Annotated in this window: 13 protein-coding genes; 11 read left to right on the forward strand and 2 right to left on the reverse strand. The window is 68.7% G+C overall.

Annotated elements, in window-relative coordinates; all coding sequences use genetic code 11:
• Positions 1-101: 101 nt before the first annotated feature.
• Positions 102-2,735 (reverse strand): DNA mismatch repair protein MutS, encoded by a 2,634-nt coding sequence (mutS, locus tag KF889_10230; GenBank protein MBX3499810.1) that lies wholly within the window; start codon positions 2,733-2,735, stop codon positions 102-104.
• Positions 2,736-2,899: 164 nt separating this feature from the next.
• On the opposite strand from mutS, the gene KF889_10235 reads away from it, so the two are divergent.
• The 11 genes from KF889_10235 to KF889_10285 all read left to right on the forward strand — a co-directional run bounded on the left by KF889_10235 (position 2,900) and on the right by KF889_10285 (position 18,125).
• Positions 2,900-5,188: an NADP-dependent malic enzyme gene (locus KF889_10235; protein ID MBX3499811.1), complete on the forward strand. Its 2,289-nt coding sequence runs from the start codon at positions 2,900-2,902 to the stop codon at positions 5,186-5,188.
• A 75-nt stretch (positions 5,189-5,263) separates the two neighbouring features.
• A complete protein-coding gene (locus KF889_10240) occupies positions 5,264-5,638 on the forward strand; it encodes a hypothetical protein (GenBank protein ID MBX3499812.1) in 375 nt (124 codons plus the stop codon).
• A gap of 137 nt (positions 5,639-5,775) precedes the next feature.
• Complete coding sequence (locus KF889_10245; protein ID MBX3499813.1) at positions 5,776-7,158, forward strand: hypothetical protein; 1,383 nt, start codon at positions 5,776-5,778, stop codon at positions 7,156-7,158.
• 167 nt (positions 7,159-7,325) lie between these two features.
• Complete coding sequence (locus KF889_10250) at positions 7,326-8,303, forward strand: phosphate ABC transporter substrate-binding protein (protein MBX3499814.1); 978 nt, start codon at positions 7,326-7,328, stop codon at positions 8,301-8,303.
• A 93-nt stretch (positions 8,304-8,396) separates the two neighbouring features.
• Positions 8,397-11,015 (forward strand): ABC transporter permease subunit, encoded by a 2,619-nt coding sequence (locus tag KF889_10255; protein ID MBX3499815.1) that lies wholly within the window; start codon positions 8,397-8,399, stop codon positions 11,013-11,015.
• 32 nt (positions 11,016-11,047) lie between these two features.
• The gene (gene pstA, locus KF889_10260; protein ID MBX3499816.1) at positions 11,048-12,784 is read left to right on the forward strand and encodes a phosphate ABC transporter permease PstA; all 1,737 of its coding nucleotides are present in this window, start codon (positions 11,048-11,050) and stop codon (positions 12,782-12,784) included.
• 15 nt (positions 12,785-12,799) lie between these two features.
• Entirely contained in the window at positions 12,800-13,615 is an 816-nt protein-coding gene (locus KF889_10265) for a phosphate ABC transporter ATP-binding protein (GenBank protein ID MBX3499817.1), read from the forward strand.
• A 20-nt stretch (positions 13,616-13,635) separates the two neighbouring features.
• Positions 13,636-14,340 (forward strand): phosphate signaling complex protein PhoU, encoded by a 705-nt coding sequence (phoU, locus tag KF889_10270; GenBank protein MBX3499818.1) that lies wholly within the window; start codon positions 13,636-13,638, stop codon positions 14,338-14,340.
• Positions 14,341-14,375: 35 nt separating this feature from the next.
• Positions 14,376-15,068 (forward strand): phosphate regulon transcriptional regulator PhoB, encoded by a 693-nt coding sequence (phoB, locus tag KF889_10275; GenBank protein ID MBX3499819.1) that lies wholly within the window; start codon positions 14,376-14,378, stop codon positions 15,066-15,068.
• A gap of 538 nt (positions 15,069-15,606) precedes the next feature.
• On the forward strand, positions 15,607-16,707 hold the full coding sequence (locus tag KF889_10280) for a TRAP transporter substrate-binding protein (protein ID MBX3499820.1): 1,101 nt from the start codon (positions 15,607-15,609) through the stop codon (positions 16,705-16,707).
• Positions 16,708-17,021: 314 nt separating this feature from the next.
• Positions 17,022-18,125 carry a TRAP transporter substrate-binding protein gene (locus KF889_10285; GenBank protein ID MBX3499821.1) on the forward strand — a complete coding sequence of 368 codons (1,104 nt, stop codon included), beginning with the start codon at positions 17,022-17,024 and terminating at the stop codon, positions 18,123-18,125.
• A gap of 114 nt (positions 18,126-18,239) precedes the next feature.
• On the opposite strand, the gene KF889_10290 is transcribed toward KF889_10285, so the two are convergent.
• Positions 18,240-19,862, reverse strand: a complete 1,623-nt coding sequence (locus KF889_10290) for a TRAP transporter large permease subunit (protein MBX3499822.1) — start codon at positions 19,860-19,862, stop codon at positions 18,240-18,242.
• Positions 19,863-19,910 lie beyond the last annotated feature (48 nt).

Consider the following 19,910-nt stretch of genomic DNA (forward strand, 5'->3'; position numbering starts at 1 on the left):
CGCAACATCACCAACCTTTGTCGTGGCGGCACCGCGAAGCCCCTCATCCGCCCTTCGGGCACCTTCTCCCCGCCTTCGCGGGGAGAAGGGAGAGAACTCGGTTAATCGCGCGGCGGCAGGCGCTGGCGCAGGGCGTAGAGCAGGTCGAGCGCCTGCTTTGGCGTCAGCTCGTCGGGGTTGACCGTGCGCAGCTCGGCTTCGACCAGCGACGCGCGCGGGCCTTCGGACAATCCCTTGGGACGCGCCGGGGCGGCGGCGAAGAGCGGCAGGTCGTCGGCCAGGCGCGCGACGGCGCCCGACTGGTCGCCCTTCTCCAGCGCCGCCAGGACCTCCTCGGCGCGGCCGACCACCGCAGCAGGCAGGCCGGCGAGCTTGGCGACATGGATGCCGTAGGAGCGGTCGGCGGCGCCGGGCGCGACCTCGTGCAGGAACACGACCTCGTTCTGCCACTCCTTGACCCGCATGGTGTGCGGCTTCAGCGCCTCGAGCCGGGCCGCCAGCGCGCCCAGCTCGTGGTAGTGCGTGGCGAACAGCGCGCGGCACTTGTTGACCTCGTGCAGATGCTCGAGCGTCGCCCAGGCGATGGAGAGGCCGTCGAAGGTGGCGGTGCCGCGGCCGATCTCGTCGAGGATCACCAGGCTGCGCGAAGTCGCCTGGTTGAGGATGGCCGCGGTCTCGACCATCTCGACCATGAAGGTCGAGCGGCCGCGCGCCAGATCGTCGGCGGCGCCGACACGGCTGAACAGGCGGTCGACCACGCCGATGCGCGCGCTCTCCGCCGGCACGTAGCCGCCGAGCTGCGCCAGGATGGCGATCAGCGCGTTCTGGCGCAGGAAGGTCGACTTGCCGGCCATGTTGGGGCCGGTCAGCAGCCACACGCGCCTTCCGTCGCCGAGATCGCAGTCGTTGGCGACGAAGGCGCCCTCGCGCTGCCGGCGCAAGGCCGCCTCGACCACGGGATGCCGTCCGCCGGCGATCGCGAACTCGCTGCCCTCGACGATCACCGGCCGCGTCCAGCGCTCCTCGACGGCGAGCGTGGCCAGCGCCGTGGCGACGTCGAGCGCGGCGAGCGCGCGGCCGGCGCCGGCGATGCGCGTGGCCTCGGCAATCGCGGCACCGACCAGCGCCTCGAACAGCTTCAGCTCCAGCGCCAGCGCCGCGTCGGCAGCGCGGCCGATCTTGCCCTCGATGTCGGCCAGCTCGCCGGTGGTGTAGCGCGTCGCGCTGGCCATGGTCTGGCGATGGATGAAGCCATGGCCGTTGGGCTCGAAGCGCCCGAGATTGGCCTGGGTGATCTCGATGTGATAGCCGATGACGTTGTTGTGGCGGATCTTCAGCGAGGCGATGCCGGTGCCCTCGCGATACTTCGCCTCCAGCGCCGCGATGGTGCGGCGGCTGTCGTCGCGCAGGCCGCGCAGCTCGTCGAGTTCCGGCGCATGGCCCTGGCGGATGAAACCGCCGTCGCGCGCCAGGAGCGGCAGGTCGTCGGCCAGCGCCGCGGCCAGCGTCTCGACCAGCTTCGCGTGATCCGACATCGCCTCGATCAGATCAGGCAGCTCGGCCGGCCTGATGCGCGCGCCGTCGCCCTGCAGCACCTGCGCGATCTCGCCGGCCTGGCGCAGGCCGTCGCGCAAGGCCGCCAGATCGCGCGGCCCGCCGCGGCCGACCGACAGGCGCTGCAGGGCGCGCTCGATGTCGGGCACGCGGCGCAGCTTCTCGCGCAGGGTCTCGCGCAGCGCCGTGGCCTCGACCATCAGGCTCACGAGGTCGAGCCGTCGGGCGATGGCGGCGGGATCGGTCAGCGGTGCGGCGAGGCGCTCGGCGAGAAGGCGCGCGCCCGGGCCGGTCAGCGTGCGGTCGATGGTGGCCAGCAGCGTGCCGTCGCGGCCGCCGTCGAGCGCGCGTGTCAGCTCGAGATTGCGCCGCGTCGCCGGATCGATCGCCATCACCGCGTCGTCGCGCTCGCGCGCGGGCGGTGACAGCGCCGGCACCTTGCCGGCCTGGGTCAGCTCGACATAGTCGACCAGCGCGCCGCAGGCGGCGATCTCGGCGCGCGAGAAGCTGCCGAAGGCGTCGAGCGCGGCGACGCCGAACAGCCGCTCCAGCCGCTTGCGCGCGTTGTCGCTGTCGAAGCGGCTCGACGGCATGGGCGTGAGCGCCGTCTTCCAGTCCTGCGTCGCCGCGGCGATATCGTCGCGCGCCAGCAGGCGGTCGGGCAGCAGCAGCTCGCCGGGCTCGAGGCGGGCCAGGGCGGCGCCCAGCGCGTCCGCCGTGATCGGCTGGGTGGCGAAGCCGCCTGTCGACAGGTCGAGCCAGGCCAGCCCGAGCTCGCCCTGTGCCTCGGACAGGCCGGCGAGGTAATTGTGGGCGCGCGCGTCGAGCAGCGAATCCTCGGTGAGCGTGCCCGGCGTGATGACGCGCACCACGTCGCGGTTGACCAGCGCCTTGCCGCCGCCGCGCCTGCGCGCCTCGCTCGCATCCTCGGTCTGGTCGCAGATCGCCACCTTGAAGCCCTGGCGGATCAGGCGCGAGAGATAGGCCTCGTGGCTGTGCGCCGGCACGCCGCACATCGGGATCTCGGCGCCGTCGTGCTGGCCGCGCCGCGTCAGGGTGATATTCAGTGCCTTCGCCGCCGTGACGGCGTCGTCGAAGAACATCTCGAAGAAATCGCCCATCCGGTAGAACACCAGATGGTCGGGGTGGCGGCGCTTGACCTCCAGGTACTGCCGCATCATCGGCGATGCGAGAGAGGCGGCCGTCGCGTCGGGAGGGGTGGGGGCCTCTGGCACGATTTGAGCAGTCAATGGCGCAGGATTTGTGCTGGCGACGCTAGCATGGCGGGTGTTTCCCCGTCATCGGCTGTCGGCTATGTATCGGGGATAAACGGAGGAATGCCGAGATGGCCGCCGAGCCGAACGAGCCGGAACAGAATCGCGACCTGGGTGCCGATTCGCTGCGCATGCACGCCGAGGGCCGGCCCGGCAAGCTGGAGATCGTCGCCACCAAGCCGCTGGTCACCCAGCGCGATCTGTCGCTCGCCTACTCGCCGGGCGTCGCCGCGCCCTGCCTGGAGATCCAGAAGGATCCGGCGACCGCTTACGACTACACCGCCAAGGGCAACATCGTCGCCATCATCTCCAACGGCACCGCGGTGCTCGGCCTGGGCGACCTCGGCGCGCTCGCCGGCAAGCCGGTGATGGAAGGCAAGGCGGTGCTGTTCAAGCGCTTCGCCGATGTCGACGGCATCGACCTGGAGGTCGACACCAAGGATCCCGACGCCTTCATCAACTGCGTCAAGCTGCTGGGCCCGAGCTTCGGGGGCATCAACCTGGAGGATATCAAGGCACCGGAGTGCTTCATCATCGAGCAGCGGCTGCGCGAGCTGATGGACATCCCGGTGTTCCACGACGACCAGCACGGCACGGCCATCGTCTCGGCCGCCGGCCTGATCAACGCGCTGCACATCACCGGGCGCGCGTTCAAGGACATCAGGATGGTGGTCAACGGCGCCGGCGCCGCCTCGATCGCCTGCATCGAGCTGATCAAGGCGATGGGTGTGCCGCACGAGAACGTCGTGGTCTGCGACACCAAGGGCGTGCTCTACCAGGGCCGCACCGAGGGCATGAACCAGTGGAAGTCGGCGCACACCGTGCGCACCAAGGCGCGCACGCTCGAGGACGCGATCAAGGGCGCCGACGTGTTCTTCGGCCTGTCGGTGAAGGGCGCGGTGAGCGCCGACATGGTGCGCAGCATGGCGGCCAGGCCGATCATCTTCGCCATGGCCAATCCCGATCCGGAGATCACCCCGGAGGAGGTCGCCGCCGTGCGCGGCGACGCCATCGTCGCCACCGGGCGCAGCGACTACGCCAACCAGATCAACAACGTGCTGGGCTTCCCCTACATCTTCCGCGGCGCGCTCGACGTGCGCGCCACGACGATCAACGAGCCGATGAAGATCGCCGCCGCCGAGGCGCTGGCCAAGCTGGCGCGCGAGGACGTGCCCGACGAGGTCGACCGCGCCTATGCCGGCCGCCGGCTGCGCTACGGGCCGGAGTACATCGTGCCGGTGCCGTTCGATCCGCGGCTGATCGTCGACGTCTCCTCGGCGGTGGCCCAGGCGGCGATGGACAGCGGCGTGGCGCGCAAGCCGATCATCGACATGGAGGCCTATCACCGCCAGCTCGCCGGCCGGCTGGATCCGGGCTCGAGCTGGCTGCAGGGCGTGCTCGAGGAAGTGCGCGCCAATCCCAGGCGCATCGCCTTCGCCGAAGGCGAGGAGGAGCGCACGATCCGCGCCGCCATCGCTTTTCGGGATGCGGGGTATGGGACGCCGGTCCTGATCGGCCGCGAGGAGATCGTGCGCGAGACGATGAAGTCGCTGGGCATCGAGGACGTGGACGGCATGGAGATCCACAACGCGCGCCTGTCGACCAAGAACCAGGCCTATACCGACCTTGTCTATGCCCGCCTGCAGCGCCAGGGCTATCTGCGCCGCGACGTGCAGCGCATGGTCAACCAGGGCCGCAACGTCTTCGGCGCCTGCATGGTGGCGGCCGGCGACGCCGACGGGCTGGTCACCGGCATCACGCGGCGCTTCCCGGAATGCTACGCCGACGTCACCCGCGTCATCGACGCCGAGCGCGACAAGGTGCCGATCGGCTACTCGATCGTCGTTTCGCGCGGGCGCACCGTGTTCCTCGCCGACACCTCGGTGAACGAGACGCCGACGTCGGAGCAGCTCGCCGCCATCGCCCGCCAGATGGTGCGCAACGCCCGCCACATGGGCCACGAGCCCAGGGTCGCCTTCCTGTCCTTCACCAATTTCGGCTCGCGCGAGTTCGAGCGCACGGCGCGCATCCGCGAGGCGCTGCGCGTGCTGGAGCGCTCGCAGGTCGATTTCGAGTTCGAGGGCGAAATGCAGGCCGACATGGCGCTCGACTACGAGCTGATGAAGAGCGTCTATCCGTTCTGCCGCCTGACCGGCCCGGCCAACATCCTGATCATGCCCGGGCTGCACTCCGCCCACATCTCCTCGCGCCTGATGCAGATGCTGGGCGGCGTCACGGTGTTCGGCCCGGTGATCGACGGGCTGCAGAAGCCGGTGCAGATCGTGCAGATGGGCGCCACCAGCGGTGACCTGGTGACCCACGCCGCGCTCGCCGCCTACCACTCGATGTCGCCACGCTGAGCGGAGATTAATTTCCTATTTTCAGGAAATTATATTTGTGCTTTCATCGCCGCACCTGAACCATGAGGTGCGGCGATGGCCCGAATCCGAACGATCAAGCCCGATTTCTTCCGCCACCACGAGCTGTGGTGCGCCGAGCGCGAGAGCGGCCTGCCGCTGCGCTTGGCCTATAGCGGCATGTGGTGCGTCGTCGACCGCGCCGGGCGCTTCAAGTGGCGGCCGGCGGAGCTGAAGATCCAGGTCCTGCCCTACGACGATCTCGACTTCGCCCAGGTGCTCGAGGCGCTGGTCGCGCACGGCTTCGTGCGCCGCTACGTGGTCGACGGGGTCGAGTACGGTGTCATTCCGAGCTTCACCCGGCACCAGGTGTTCAACGTGCGGGAAAAAGCTTCGGCGCTGCCGGGTCCGGCACAGGACGAGTCCGGTGCCGGCACGGTGCCGGGACCGTGAGGAAAGGAAGGGAAGGGGAAGGGAAAGGAAGGGGAAGGGAACGGTATTCCGATGGAATCGGCCGCGTCGGGCGCGGCGTCGGCCTTCGGCCTGCCGCCCGTAACCCGGCGGCAAGATCGGGCGCTATAGTGTCACCGATGGCCGCCGAGCCCGAACCCGTCCTGCCGTTGCGCCGGCACCTGATCGCCAATGCCGTGGTGCTGGCGCCGGCCGTCATCGTGCTGACCGGCATGATGGCAGCGGGCTGGCTGCCGGTCGACCGCGCGCTGGGCGCCATGGCGGCGATCGGCTTGTGCACCGCCGTCATCGTGCGGCGCTACCTGCACTCCTTCGTGCGGTTCTCGCGCTACGTCGAGACCCTGGCGGGCGGCGGCGAGCCCGATGTGCCGCGCTTCGTGCTGTCGCCCGCGGCCGAGGAGCTGGCCACCGGCGTGCAGGCGCTCGACGGCATGTGGCGGCGCCAGCGCGAGGCGGTGGCCGGGCTCGAGGTCTCGGCCCAGACCATCGTCGATGGCCTGCCCGACCCGCTGTTCGCCGTCGATCGCCGCCGCCGCCTGGCGCGCTGGAACCGGGCCGCCAGCGACCTCGTGGGGCCGCTGGCCGCCGGGCGCGACCTGTCGGCGACATTGCGCCATCCCGCCCTGCTCGACGCGGTCGATGCCGCGCTCGAGGCGCAGGCGCCGACCGACACCGCGGTGGTCGAGCTGGTGCTCGCCGGCCCGCCCGAGCGCATCTTCTCGGCCCACGTCAAGCGCCTGCCGCGCGCCACCGCCGACGGCTCGCTGGCGCTGGTCGTGCTGCACGACATCAGCGCGCTGCGCCGCGCCGAGCGCATGCGCGCCGATTTCATCGCCAATGCCAGCCACGAGCTGCGCACGCCGCTGGCCGGCCTGGTCGGCTTCGTCGAGACCCTGCAGGGCCCGGCGCGCGACGATGCCAGGGCGCGGGAACGCTTCCTCGCCATCATGGCCGAGCAGACCGACCGCATGCGCCGGCTGGTCGAGGACCTGCTGTCGCTCTCGCGCATCGAGCAGCGCGAGCACGAGCCGCCGACGGCGCGCGTCGACGTCGGCGGCGTGCTGCGCGGCGTGCGCGACCTGATCGACATGAAGGCGCGCCAGCGCGGCGTCACGGTCGCCTTCGACATCCCCGACGAGCTGCCCATCGTGATCGGCGACGCCGACGAGCTGACCATGGTGTTCCAGAATCTCGCCGACAACGCCGTGAAATACACGGCGCCCGGATCGTCGGTCGAAGTCGTGGCGCGCGCCGAGGCGGACCGGTTGCGGGTCGCCGTGACCGATCACGGCGAGGGCATCGCGCCGCAGCATCTGGAGCGCCTGACCGAGCGCTTCTATCGCGTCGACACCGCGCGCTCGCGCGAGATGGGCGGCACCGGGCTGGGCCTGGCGATCGTCAAGCACGCGCTCAACCGCCATCGCGGCCGGCTGGAGATCGTCAGTGAGGTCGGCAAGGGGTCGACTTTCGCAGTTTCCCTGCCGATAGCGCTGGCGGCGTAGGCGACAAGTTATCCACCTGTTGGTCGAATTCATCAAACCGTAACAATTCAGAAATAGAACAGTCGCGGCCGGTTCATAGGACTCCAGCGCCGTTCGAAAGCGGCTGGCCTTCGGCGCGCAGCGGCATCGTGGGCCGCGTGTGTCGCCTGATGAATAAAGGAGATCCCATGTCCAATAGAACCTTCGCCGCCGTCACGGCCGCGGCGTTGTGCCTGGCGACGTCGATCGCCCAGGCCCAGGGCGTCGACCCCAACCTGCCGAAGTACACGCCCGTCGCCGGCATTTCCGGCAACATGAAGTCGATCGGCTCGGACACGCTCAACAATCTGATGACGCTGTGGGCCGAAGGCTTCAACAAGATGTACCCGAACGTGAAGATCGAGATCGAAGGCAAGGGTTCGTCGACCGCGCCGCCAGCGCTGGTCTCCGGCACCGCGCAGTTCGGTCCGATGTCGCGGCCGATGAAGAGCGCCGAGGTCGACGCCTTCGAGAAGAAGTTCGGCTACAAGCCGCAGGTGATCCGCAGCGCCGTCGACGCGCTGGCGGTGTTCGTCCACAAGGACAATCCGCTGAAGTGCGTGAGCCTGGCGCAGCTCGACGCAATCTTCTCGAAGACCCGCAAGGGCGGCGCCGACAAGGAGATCACCACCTGGGGCCAGCTCGGCCTGACCGGCGAATGGGCCGACAAGCCGATCTCGCTGTACGGCCGCAACTCGGCGTCCGGCACCTACGGCTACTTCAAGGAAGTCGCGCTGTTCAACGGCGACTATCGCGACTCGGTCAAGGAGCAGCCGGGCTCCTCGACGGTGGTGCAGGGCGTCGCCTCCGACAAGTTCGCGATCGGCTACTCCGGCATCGGCTACAAGACCGCCGACGTGAAGGCGCTGGCGCTGTCGGCCAAGCCGGGCGGCAAGTGCATCGAAGCCGACGCCGAGGGCGCCTACTCAGGCGAGTTCCCACTGGCCCGCTTCCTCTACATCTACGTCAACATCAACCCGAACCAGCCGGTCGACCCGCTGCGGGCGGAATTCATCAAGTTCATCTACTCGCAGGAAGGCCAGGCCGCGACGATCAAGGACGGCTACTACCCGGTCACCAGCGCCATCGCCATCGACGACCTCAAGGTGATGAAGATCGTCAAGTAGCGACAACAGCGCAGTCAACGGCCGGCATCAGCCGGCCGTTGACTGCGCGGCGCCAGCCCGGCGCGCGGCCCCCGGGAAGGGGAAGGGAACTCCATGCCGACCGACACCACCCAGACGCCGGCTTCCGCCCACAGCCTCGTGGGCAGGCGCGACAAGACCACACGCCGGTCGGTCATCCTGATCGACAAGGCGGCCGACTGGACGATCACGGTCGGCGGACTTGGCGTCATCGCGGCCGTTTTCGCGATCATGCTGTTCCTGCTGGTGGTCGTCGTGCCGCTGTTTACCGGCGGCTCGGTCACCGAGCGGCACGTCGGCCGCTACACGCCGGCATCCGGTACCGTGGTGCTGGAGAAGGTCGACGAGTACCGCCGCCTGGCGATATCCGTCACGTCGACGGGCGCCGTCGGCGCTTTCCACATCCCGACCGGCAAGGCGCTTGCGGGCTCGCCCTTCGATCTCGGCGGCGCGACCGCCAGCGCGTTCGGCGCCACGCTCAGCGGCGGCGACGTCGTCTTCGGCTTCGCCGACGGCACGGTGCGCTTCGGCCGCCTGGAGGTGAAGACGCGCGTCGCGCCGGCGAGCGAGATGCCGGCCGGGCTCGTCAAGCTCGACGCGCAGGATCTCACCGACGGGAAGTCAGTGTACTCGCCGCTGCCCGGCCAGCAGGTTCGCATCCTCTCGGTGACATCGACGCTGGACGCGCCGCAGAAGATCGGCGATGTGCCTCTGGTCGCCATCTACTATCGCACGGGCGGCACCGTCGAGCGGCCGACGCGCTCGTTCGTCACCGTCGACGCCAATGGCGAGGTCCGGCTCAGCCGCGCCGAGACCCGCGTGAACATGTTGACGCGCAAGGCCACGACCAGCGTCGAAACGGCCGATCTTCCCGCCCTTCCGACCGGCACGGTGGTCAGCGGCGTGCTAATGACCGACAAGGCCGACCAAGTATACGTCGCCGAGCGCTCCGGCCGGATGCTGCGCTACGACACGCGCGACTTCGCCAAGCCGACGCTCGCCGAGACCATACGGCTGAAGCCGGAGGGCGTTGGCCTCACGACCCTGGCATTCCTGATCGGCGAGCAATCGATCCTTGCCGGCGGCTCCGACGGATCGGTCGACGTGTACTTCCGCCTCCAGGTCCAGGGCGCGCGCACGACGGATGGCTATACCCTCGTCCGGTCGCATCGGCTGGAGTCGCAGGGCGCGCCGATCGTGGCCATCGATGTGTCGCGCCGCACCAAGATGTTCGTCACCGCGGACGCGTCGGGCGCTGTGTGGCTGCGCCATTCGACCTCCGAGCAGACGCTGCTGAAGCTCGCGTCGGACGGACAGCCGCTGACGATTAAGGCGGTCGCTATGGCGCCGCGCGACGACGGCGTGATCGCGCTGGGCGACGACGGCCGCTACGCCAGCTGGGGTGTCTCGGTGCCGCATCCGGAAACCACGCTGGGCTCGATCTTCGGGCCGGTCTGGTACGAAGGCTACGGAGGGCGCGATCTCACCTGGCAGTCCTCGTCGGGAACCGACTCGTTCGAGCCGAAATTCTCGCTGGTACCGCTGATCTTCGGCACGCTGAAGTCGACGTTCTACGCCATGCTGTTCGCCATTCCGGTGGCGCTCGCCGCGGCGATCTTCACGTCGGAATTCCTGCACCACAGTGTCCGCGCCGTGGTCAAGCCGGCGATGGAGATGATGGCCTCGCTGCCGTCGGTCGTCCTCGGCTTCATCGCCGCGCTCATCCTCGCGCCGCTGGTCGAGTCCTGGATCGTCTCCGTCCTTCTCCTGTTCCTGCTGATACCGCTCTGCCTGATCGTATCGGCCTATCTGTGGCAGATGCTGCCGGAGCGCGTCGTCCTGCTCTATGGCGGCGTGCCGAAGTTCCTGCTGATGTTCGCGGGCGTCATCGTCGGCGGCTGGCTCTCGGTGGCGATCGGGCCGACGGTCGAGGCGGGTCTCTTCGGCGACTTCAAGCAGTGGCTGTCCGGCCGGCAGGGATCGTCCGTGGGCTTCATGACGATCGTGCTTTCGCCGCTGATGTTCTTCGTGGCGGCCTGGGGACTGCGGCGGTTCGCGGGCGCCGCGCTCGACGAACGGATGCGCGCGGTGCCGCGTCTGCGGGGCGCAGTGATGGACGTCGGCCGCTGGGCCGCCCTGGCCGCCGCCGGAATCTTCCTGGCCTGGATCGTGGCGTCGCTGCTGTCATCGTTCGGCTACGACCCCCGTGGGGGCATGGTCGACACCTACGTCCAGCGCAACACGCTCGTCGTCGGCTTCGCCATGGGCTTCGCCGTTATCCCGATCATCTACACCATCGCCGAGGACGCCCTCAATTCGGTGCCCGAGCACTTGCGCGGCGCCAGCCTGGCGTGCGGCGCGACGCTGTGGCAGACCGCCACCAGGGTCATCCTGCCGACGGCGGCGAGCGGCGTCTTCGCCGCCGTGATGATCGGCATGGGCCGCGCGGTCGGCGAGACGATGATCGTCGTCATGGCCGCCGGCAACACCGCGATCATCGACATGAACCTGTTCAACGGCCTGCGCGCGCTGTCCGCCAACATCGCCGTCGAGCTGCCCGAGGCGGTGCGCAACGACTCGCTCTACCGCATGCTGTTTCTCGCGGCGCTTACGCTGTTCGTCCTGACGTTCATCGTCAACACGCTCGCCGAAGTGGTGCGCCAGCGCTTCCGCAGGCGGGCGATGTCGCTCTAGCGCAGACAGGGGAGACCCCGATGGACGTCGCCATGACCGACACCGCCAGCGACCCGGTCGCGCGCAGCGAGGCGCGGCCGGCCTACCGGCGCGCGCACGCCACCGACCTCCGGGCGACCGGCGAGCCATTCCAGTGGGCGTTCGGCGGCATGCTGGCGCTCGGCATTCTGATGATCGCCTCGCTGCTCGGGCTGGTCCTGTGGAACGGCGTCGCCACCTTCTGGCCCAAGCGGATTGCGGCGCTCACCCTGGTCGACGGCGCGCGCGTCGCCGGCGAGGCCGGCCGGGTCGAGGCCTATCGCGTGCCGGCCGATACCCTCGCCAAGCTGCCAGCGGAGCGGCGAGCCGCCATCGCCGGTGCCGATGGCCTCGCCGAACGCACGCTTTATCGCGTCGGCAACTACGACATCTACAACGACGACTTCCGCTGGGTCTCCGACTTCGAGATCGCCAAGGTGGAGCACCCTGCCGGTCTGCTCACCGTGGAGCGGCTCGAATGGGGTCTGTTGGTCGGCTCGCTGAAGGCGGCCATGGTGGGTGGCGTCGCACTGCCAGCCGACCGGCTGACTCCGGCCGGCCTCGCCGAGCCGCACGCGACGGCGCAGGCGCGCCGCCAGGCTATCCGGCACATCGAACGCGACCTCATCGGCGACATCAACCATCGGATCAACCGGGAGCGCCTGCGTCTGCGGTCGGTCGAGCTCTCGCAAGGAGCCGATTCGGCGGAATACGCGCGGGCCAAGACGGCGGCCGACGCGCGCATCGCCGAGTGGCAGAAGCAGTACGAGACATTCGCCGCCCAGGCGAAGGCTCTGCGCGACGAGGACGCCAAGGACACCGTCACCTACGTCGAGATCGGCGGCAAGGAGAAGACGATCGCGCTGTCGAGCGTCGTGCGTCATTTCCGCGCCAACGAGACCGACCTCGGCGATCGCGTCGGCATCTATCTCGCACGCTGGTGGGAGTTCCTGTCCACCGAGCCGCGCGAAGCCAACACCGAGGGCGGCATCCTGCCGGCGATCTTCGGCACGGTGGCGATGACGCTGCTGCTGGTCGTCTTCGTCGCGCCCTTCGGCATCGTCACGGCCCTCTACCTGAGGGAGTACGCCAGGCAGGGCCGTCTGGTGTCGATCGTGCGGATATCGGTCAACAATCTCGCGGGCGTGCCGTCGATCGTTTACGGCGTGTTCGGCCTCGGCTTCTTCGCCTACCTCATGGGCGGCACGATCGACAGCCTGTTCTTCCCGGAGCGGCTGCCCAATCCGACCTTCGGCACGGGCGGCCTGCTGTGGTCGTCGCTGACCCTGGCGGTGCTCACGGTTCCGGTCGTCATCGTCGCCACCGAGGAGGCGCTGGCGGCGGTGCCGCGCTCCATGCGCGAGGGCGCGCTGGCCTGCGGCGCGTCGAAGTGGCAAACCATCCGCACGATCGTGCTGCCGCGCGCCATGCCCGGCATCATGACCGGCATCATCCTGGCGATGGCGCGCGGCATGGGCGAGGTCGCCCCGCTGATGCTGGTGGGCGTCGTCAAGCTCGCGCCCGAGTTGCCGATCGACGGCTACTTCCCGTTCATCCACCTCGAGCGCAGCTTCATGCATCTGGGCTTCCACATCTACGACGTGGGCTTCCAGTCGCGGAACTCCGAAGCCGGCAAGCCGATGGTCTTCGTGACGACGCTGCTGCTGATCCTCCTGATCGTGGTGATGAACGCCACCGCCATCTACGTCCGCAACCGCCTGCGCCGTCGTTTCGCCGGCAGCCAGTTCTAGACACAGGGACTTCCGATGCCCGACATGAACATCAGCGAGTACGGCGAGACGATCTACCACATCGCGCCCGGCACGCATGGCGTGGCGCTCGAGGTCGACGACTTCGACCTCTACTACGGCCCGAAGCAGGCGTTGTTCAACGTGACCATGGATATCCAGCGCGGCATGGTGACGTCGCTGATCGGCCCGTCGGGCTGCGGCAAGTCCACGCTGCTGCGCTCGATCAACCGCATGAACGACCTGATCGACGGGCTGACCATCGAAGGCGACATGAAGATCGACGGCCGCGACATCTACGGCCCCGGCGTCGACGTCATCGCGCTGCGCAAGCGCATGGGCATGGTGTTCCAGAAACCCAACCCGTTCCCGATGTCGATCTTCGAGAACGTTATCTATCCGCTGCGCGTCGACGGGGTGCGCGACCGCGGCCTGCTGGGCGACACCGTGGAGCGCGCGCTGCGCGGCGCCGCGCTGTGGGACGAGGTCAAGGACCGCATCAACGAGAGCGCGCTCGGCCTGTCGGGCGGCCAGCAGCAGCGCCTCTGTATCGCCCGCGCCATCGCCGGCGACCCCGAAGTGCTGCTGATGGACGAGCCCTGCTCGGCGCTCGATCCCATCGCGACGTCGAGGATCGAGGAGCTGATCGACGAGCTGCGCGGCCACTACACCATTGTGATCGTCACGCACTCGATGCAGCAGGCAGCGCGCGTCTCGCAGAACACCGCGTTCATGTTCCTCGGACGGCTGATCGAGTACGGCGACACCAAGACGATGTTCACCAATCCGAAGTCGGACCGCACGCAGGCCTACATAACCGGCCGCTTCGGCTGAGCGAGGCGGGGAGAAGAGCGATGGCGAACGAGCATCTGGTCAAGAGCTTCGACGAGGAGCTGCAGGCCCTCGACGCGACGATCAGCGAAATGGGCGGGCTCGCGGAGTCCCTGCTGTCGCGCGCACTGCTCGCGGTACGGGACCGCGACACGGCGGTCGCAGAGGAGGTCATCGCCGGCGACGCGCGCGTCGACGCGCTCGAGCGCGACGCCCAGGAACGCGTGCTGCGCATGCTGGCGCTGCGCCAGCCGATGGCCGTCGACCTGCGCCACATCCTGTCGGCGATCAAGATCACTGCCTCGCTCGAGCGCATCGCCGACTACGCCAAGAACACGGCGAAGCGCGCCATCGTCCTCGCCCAGAGCGGCTCGCCGCCGCGCGCGGTGTCGGGCATCGATCGCATCGGGCGACTGGTGCAGAGTTGCCTCAAGGACGTGCTCGACGCCTTCGCCAAGGACGACGTGACCGCGGCGCGCACCGTGTGGCTGCGCGACGAGGAGATCGACGACGTCTACAACGGCCTGTTCCGCGAGCTGCTGACCTACATGATGGAAGACCCGCGCACGATCACGGCCGGCACCCATCTGATGTTCATGGCCAAGAACATCGAGCGCATCGGCGATCACGTCACCAACATCGCCGAGCTTGTTGCCTTCCGCGTCACCGGCGCGCCCTTCGCCACGGACCGGCCCAAGGGCGGCGGCGAGATCTACCGGCCGGCCTGAACCTAAGAGAGCGCGTCACGCTGCCCATGAACGCGATCCAGCCCCATATCCTGCTCGTCGAGGACGAGAAGTCCCTCGTCGAGCTGCTGCGCTACAACCTCGAGCAGTCCGGCTACCGCGTCACGGTGGCGACCAACGGCGAGGAGGCGCTGACCGCGGTCGCCGACGACCGGCCCGACCTCGTGCTGCTCGACTGGATGCTGCCGCTGATGTCGGGGCTCGAGGTCTGCCGCCAGCTCAGGCGCCAGCCGACGACCTCGAACATCCCCATCATCATGCTGACGGCGCGCGGCGAGGAGGGCGATCGCATCCGCGGGCTGGATGCCGGCGCCGACGACTACGTCTCCAAGCCGTTCTCGCCCAGCGAGCTGGTGGCGCGCATCCGCGCCGTGCTGCGCCGCATCCGCCCGGCGCTGGCCGACGAGGTACTGGAATACGCCGACATCGCCATGGACCTGGTGCAGCACCGCGTGCTGCGCAGCGGCAAGCCGATCCATCTCGGGCCCACCGAGTTCCGCCTGCTGCGCCATCTCATGGAGCATCCCGGCCGCGTCTTCTCGCGCGAGCAACTGCTCGACGCCGTGTGGGGCCGCGACGTCTATGTCGAGGCGCGCACCGTCGACGTGCATATCCGCCGCCTGCGCGTGGCGCTCAACGGCGAGCAGCACGCCGACGTGATCCGCACCGTGCGCGCCGCCGGCTACGCGCTCGACGTCCAGCAGGCGTAGCGCCGGCGAACCCACGAGGTCCTTGGGCCGCGGAGGATTCCGGATCTGCCTTCCCCCTCCGGGCAGGGCTATCGCATATGACCTTCTTCCCTTCTCCCCGCGAAGGCGGGGAGAAGGTGCCGAGCGCCAGCGAGGCGGATGAGGGGCTTCCTCGAGCAACGACAAGCAATGTCGTTGTCGAGACTCCGCGAAGCCCCTCATCCGCCCTTCGGGCACCTTCTTCCCGCCTTCGCGGGGAGAAGGAAGATCGCCCGACCGGTGGATTGCGTCACACGGGCGTAGCCCGGCCGACATCGCCGGATCACGCCCGGCGGGCATCCTGCCGCAGGTATGGGCGTCGCCGGCGGCTCTTCCCCGTTTTCCGCCGGAAAGCGCCATCCTTGGCCCTCTCGTCCCCGCGACGAGAGGGCTTTTTCCTGCGGCGGCGCGACCCTGTTCGTGGCGCAGGGAAGCCGCTAGAAGGCGCCCCACTGGGCATCGCCGGCCCAACAGGTGGACCGGCGTGGAGCCCCGGAGTTGTAGTGAGGAGTAGTCCAGGATGAACCGCCGCAAATTCGTTCAGCGGGCGGGCGTGGGAAGCGTCGCCGCCGCATCGCTGGTCGCCGCGCCGGCGATCGCGGAATCCATGCCCGAGGTGAAGTGGCGTCTGACGTCGAGCTTTCCCAAGAGCCTCGACACGATCTTCGGTGCCGGCGAGCACTTCGCCAAGCGCGTCGCGGCGCTGACCGACAACAAGTTCCAGATCCGCGTCTTCGCCGCCGGCGAGATCGTGCCCGGCCTGCAGGTGGTCGACGCCGTGCAGAACGAGACGGTCGAGTGCGGCCACACCGCGTCGTACTACTACGTCGGCAAGGACCCGACCTTCGCCTTCGACACCGCGGTGCCGTTCGGCCTGAACACCCGCCAGCACAACGCCTGGGTCTATCATGGCGGCGGGCTCGAGCTGATGCGCGAGTTCTACAAGGACTACAGGATGACGTCGTTCCTGATGTCGCACACCGGTGCGCAGATGGGCGGCTGGTTCCGCAAGGAGATCAAGACTCCCGACGACATGAAGGGCGTCAAGATGCGAATCGGCGGATTCGCCGGGCAGGTCATGGCCAGGCTGGGCGTCATCCCGCAGCAGATCGCCGGCGGCGACATCTATCCGTCGCTGGAGAAGGGCACGATCGACGCCGCCGAATGGGTCGGCCCCTACGACGACCAGAAGCTGGGCTTCAACAAGGTGGCACCCTACTACTACTATCCCGGCTGGTGGGAAGGCGGCGCGGCGCTGTCGCTCTATATCGGCCTGAAGGCGTGGGACGCCCTGCCGCCGCTCTACAAGGAGGCGGTGGCCTCGGCCTGCGCCGAGACGGTCGACTGGTCGGTCGCCAAGTACGACGCACAGAACCCCAAGGCCCTGCGCGAGCTGGTGGCCGGCGGCACCAGGCTGTCGCCCTTCCCGGCGGCGGTGCTCGAGGCCTGCTACAACGCCGCCACCCAGCTTTACGTTGAGACGTCGGCCAAGAACGCCAAGTTCAAGAGGGTGTTCGATTCCTGGAAGGCGTTCCGCAACGAGCAGGTGCTGTGGTTCCGCGTCGCCGAGGGCACCTTCGACAATTTCATGGGCCGCATGTCGGCGCAGAACAAGCTCTGAGCCGCGCTTCTCCCTCTCCCCGCTTGCGGGGAGAGGGTCGGGGTGAGGGGCTGGGACTCATATGAAGGTGGCCGCGGCTGCCGCACGAACCCCTCACCCTCCCATCGCGCTGCGCGCGACGAGCCCCTCCCTCTCCCCGCTCGCGGGGAGAGGGTGAGGAAGCGCCAACCCATATGCGAAGGCCCCGCTTCGGCGGGGCCTTTTGCATGTCGCGGCCCGGGCTCGTGTATGATGGGACATCGGCGCCGGGGGGCGTTGCCTCCCGTCATGCCGGAATGGCCCGACAAGGGCCGTGGCGCATACGGGAGGCATTCATGGACAGACGCGGACTTCTCAAGACGGCGGCCATCGGCGCCGCGGCGGCGGGGGCGGCCAGCGCGCTCGCGGCGCCGGCGATCGCGCAGGGCATGCCGGAGCTGAAATGGCGGATGGCTTCGAGCTTTCCCAAGTCGCTCGACACGCTGTTCGGCGGCGCCGAGACCTTCGCCAAGCGCATCGCGATGCTGAGCGACAACAAGTTCCAGATTCGCGTCTTCGCGCCCGGCGAGATCGTGCCGGCGCTGCAGGTGCTCGACGCCGTGCAGAACAACACGGTCGAGATGTGCCAGACGGCGAGCTACTACTTCGTCGGCAAGGATCCGACCTTCGGCTTCGATGCCGGTGTCCCCTACGGCCTGACGGCGCGCCAGCAGAATGCCTGGATGCTGCAGGGCGGCGGCCTGAAGGCGATGCGCGACTTCATGGCGGAGTACAGCGTCGTTCCGCTGCCGGCGGGCAATACCGGCGTGCAGATGGGCGGCTGGTTCCGCAAGGAGCTCAAGACGCTCGACGACGTGAAGGGCCTGAAGATGCGCATTCCCGGCATCGGCGGCCAGGTCTGGGCCAAGCTCGGCGCGGTGCCGCAGCAGATCGCCGGCGGCGAGATCTATCCGTCGCTCGAGAAGGGCACGATCGACGCCGCCGAATGGGTCGGCCCCTATGACGACGAGAAGCTCGGCTTCAACAAGGTGGCACCGTACTACTACTACCCCGGCTTCTGGGAGGCCGGCACGCAGATCACCATCATGGTCAACAAGGGCCTGTGGGAAGGCCTGCCGCCGATCTACCGCGGCATGATCGAGGTTGCCGCCGCCGAGGTGAACACCGACATGATGGCGCGCTACGACACGCAGAACCCGCAGGCGCTGCGCCGTCTCGTCGCCGCCGGCGCGCAGCTGCGGCCCTATCCGCGCGAGATCCTGGCGGCGGCGTGGAAGGCGACGCACGAGCTGTACGACGAGATCTCGGCCAAGAACGCCAAGTTCAAGACGGCCTACGAGCCGTGGCGCAGGTTCCGCGACGAGCAGTACCTGTGGTTCCGCGTCGCCGAGCTGACCTACGAGAACTTCGCCTTCGCCGCCTCGCAGACGGTGCGCTGAGGACGGGACATGGCGGCCCTGCGGGGCGCGTCATCCGAAACGACCCGGGCGCGCCAGTGCTCGCGCGCCCGGCGGCGACATCCATCCAGTGCTTGGGCGCCTCGCCGGCGCCGCCTACTTGGTCGGCGGCGGGATGAAGATCGGCGGCGGATTGTCGTCGGTGTCGGGACTGGGCGGCAGCTCGATCCTGATCTTTGCCGGATCGACCTTCGGCCCCTTGTCGAGGCTGGCGGTGACCATGCCGGGGAAGGCGATCACCAGCGCCACCATGACGACCTGGATGCAGACATAGGGCACGGCGCCCCAGTAGATCTGCGCCGTCGTGACGCCGTCGGTCATCCTGCCCGTGACCTTGTCGATGTACGGCTTGTCGGGCGCGACGCTGCGCAAATAGAACAGCGCGAAGCCGAAGGGCGGATGCATGAACGAGGTCTGCATGTTGACGCCCAGCAGCACGCCGAACCAGACCAGGTCGATGCCGAGCGCCTGGGCCGGCTTGACGAGCAGCGGGATGATGATGAACGCCAGCTCGAAGAAGTCGAGGAAGAAGGCGAGCAGGAACACCAGGATGTTGACGACGATCAGGAAGCCGATGGGGCCGCCGGGCAGGCCGAGCAGCAGATGCTCGACCCACAGGTCGCCGTTGACGCCGTAGAAGGTCAGGCTGAACACCCGCGCGCCGACCAGGATGAAGATCACGAACGCCGACAGCTTGGCGGTGGCGTCGATGGCCTGCCTGAGCAGGCTCCAGGTCAGGCGACGGTAGGACATCGCCATCAGCAGGGCGCCGGTCGCGCCCATGGCGCCGCCCTCGGTCGGCGTCGCCAGGCCGATGAAGATCGTGCCCAGCACCAGGAAGATCAGCGCCAGCGGCGGCATCATCACCAGCACGACCTGCTGCGCCAGCCGGCTGAGGATGCCGAGCCGGGCGTACTTGTTGGCGAGGGCGACGAGATAGGCGATCAGCCCGACGAAGGCCGCCGACCAGATCGGCGCCCAGTCGAGGCCGTGCGAGAGCGCCATGCCGCCCAGGATGCAGGCGCCGACGACCGCCGCCAGCGAGGCGTAGCCGACGCCGCCGTCATCGTCGCGGAAGGCGATCGCGTCGGGCGGCAGGGCCGGCGCCAGCTTCGGATTGAGCAGCGTCCTGCCGAGGATGTAGCCGGCGTAGAGCGAGGTCAGCACGAGGCCGGGGATGATCGCGCCGGCATACATGTCGCCGACCGAGCGGCCGAGCTGGTCGGCGAGCACGATCAGCACGAGGCTGGGCGGGATGATCTGCGCCAGGGTGCCGGAGGCGGCGATCGTGCCCACCGCCAGCCGCCGGTCGTAGCCGTAGCGCAGCATGATCGGCAGCGAGATCAGGCCCATCGAGATCACCGAGGCGGCGACCACGCCGGTCGTCGCCGCCAGCAGCGCGCCGACGAAGACGACGGCGAAGGCCAGGCCGCCCGGCATCGGCCCGAACAGCTGGCCGACCGTGTCGAGCAGGTCCTCCGCCATGCCGCTGCGCTCGAGGATCAGGCCCATGAAGGTGAAGAACGGGATCGCCAGCAGCGTGTCGTTCTCCATGATGCCGAAGATGCGGATCGGCAGCGCCTGGAAGAGCGACGGCTGGAACAGGCCGAGGTCGATGCCGACCAGCCCGTAGAGCAGGCCGCAGGCGGCGAGCGCGAAGGCCACCGGATAGCCGAGCAGCAGCAGCACGACCATGGAGGCGAACATGATCGGCGCCATCTCGGCCTTGATGAAGGCGACCGCCCAGGGCGCCTCGAGCACCAGCGC

The organism is Alphaproteobacteria bacterium, from assembly GCA_019635875.1.
GTDB lineage: Bacteria > Pseudomonadota > Alphaproteobacteria > Reyranellales > Reyranellaceae > JAFAZJ01.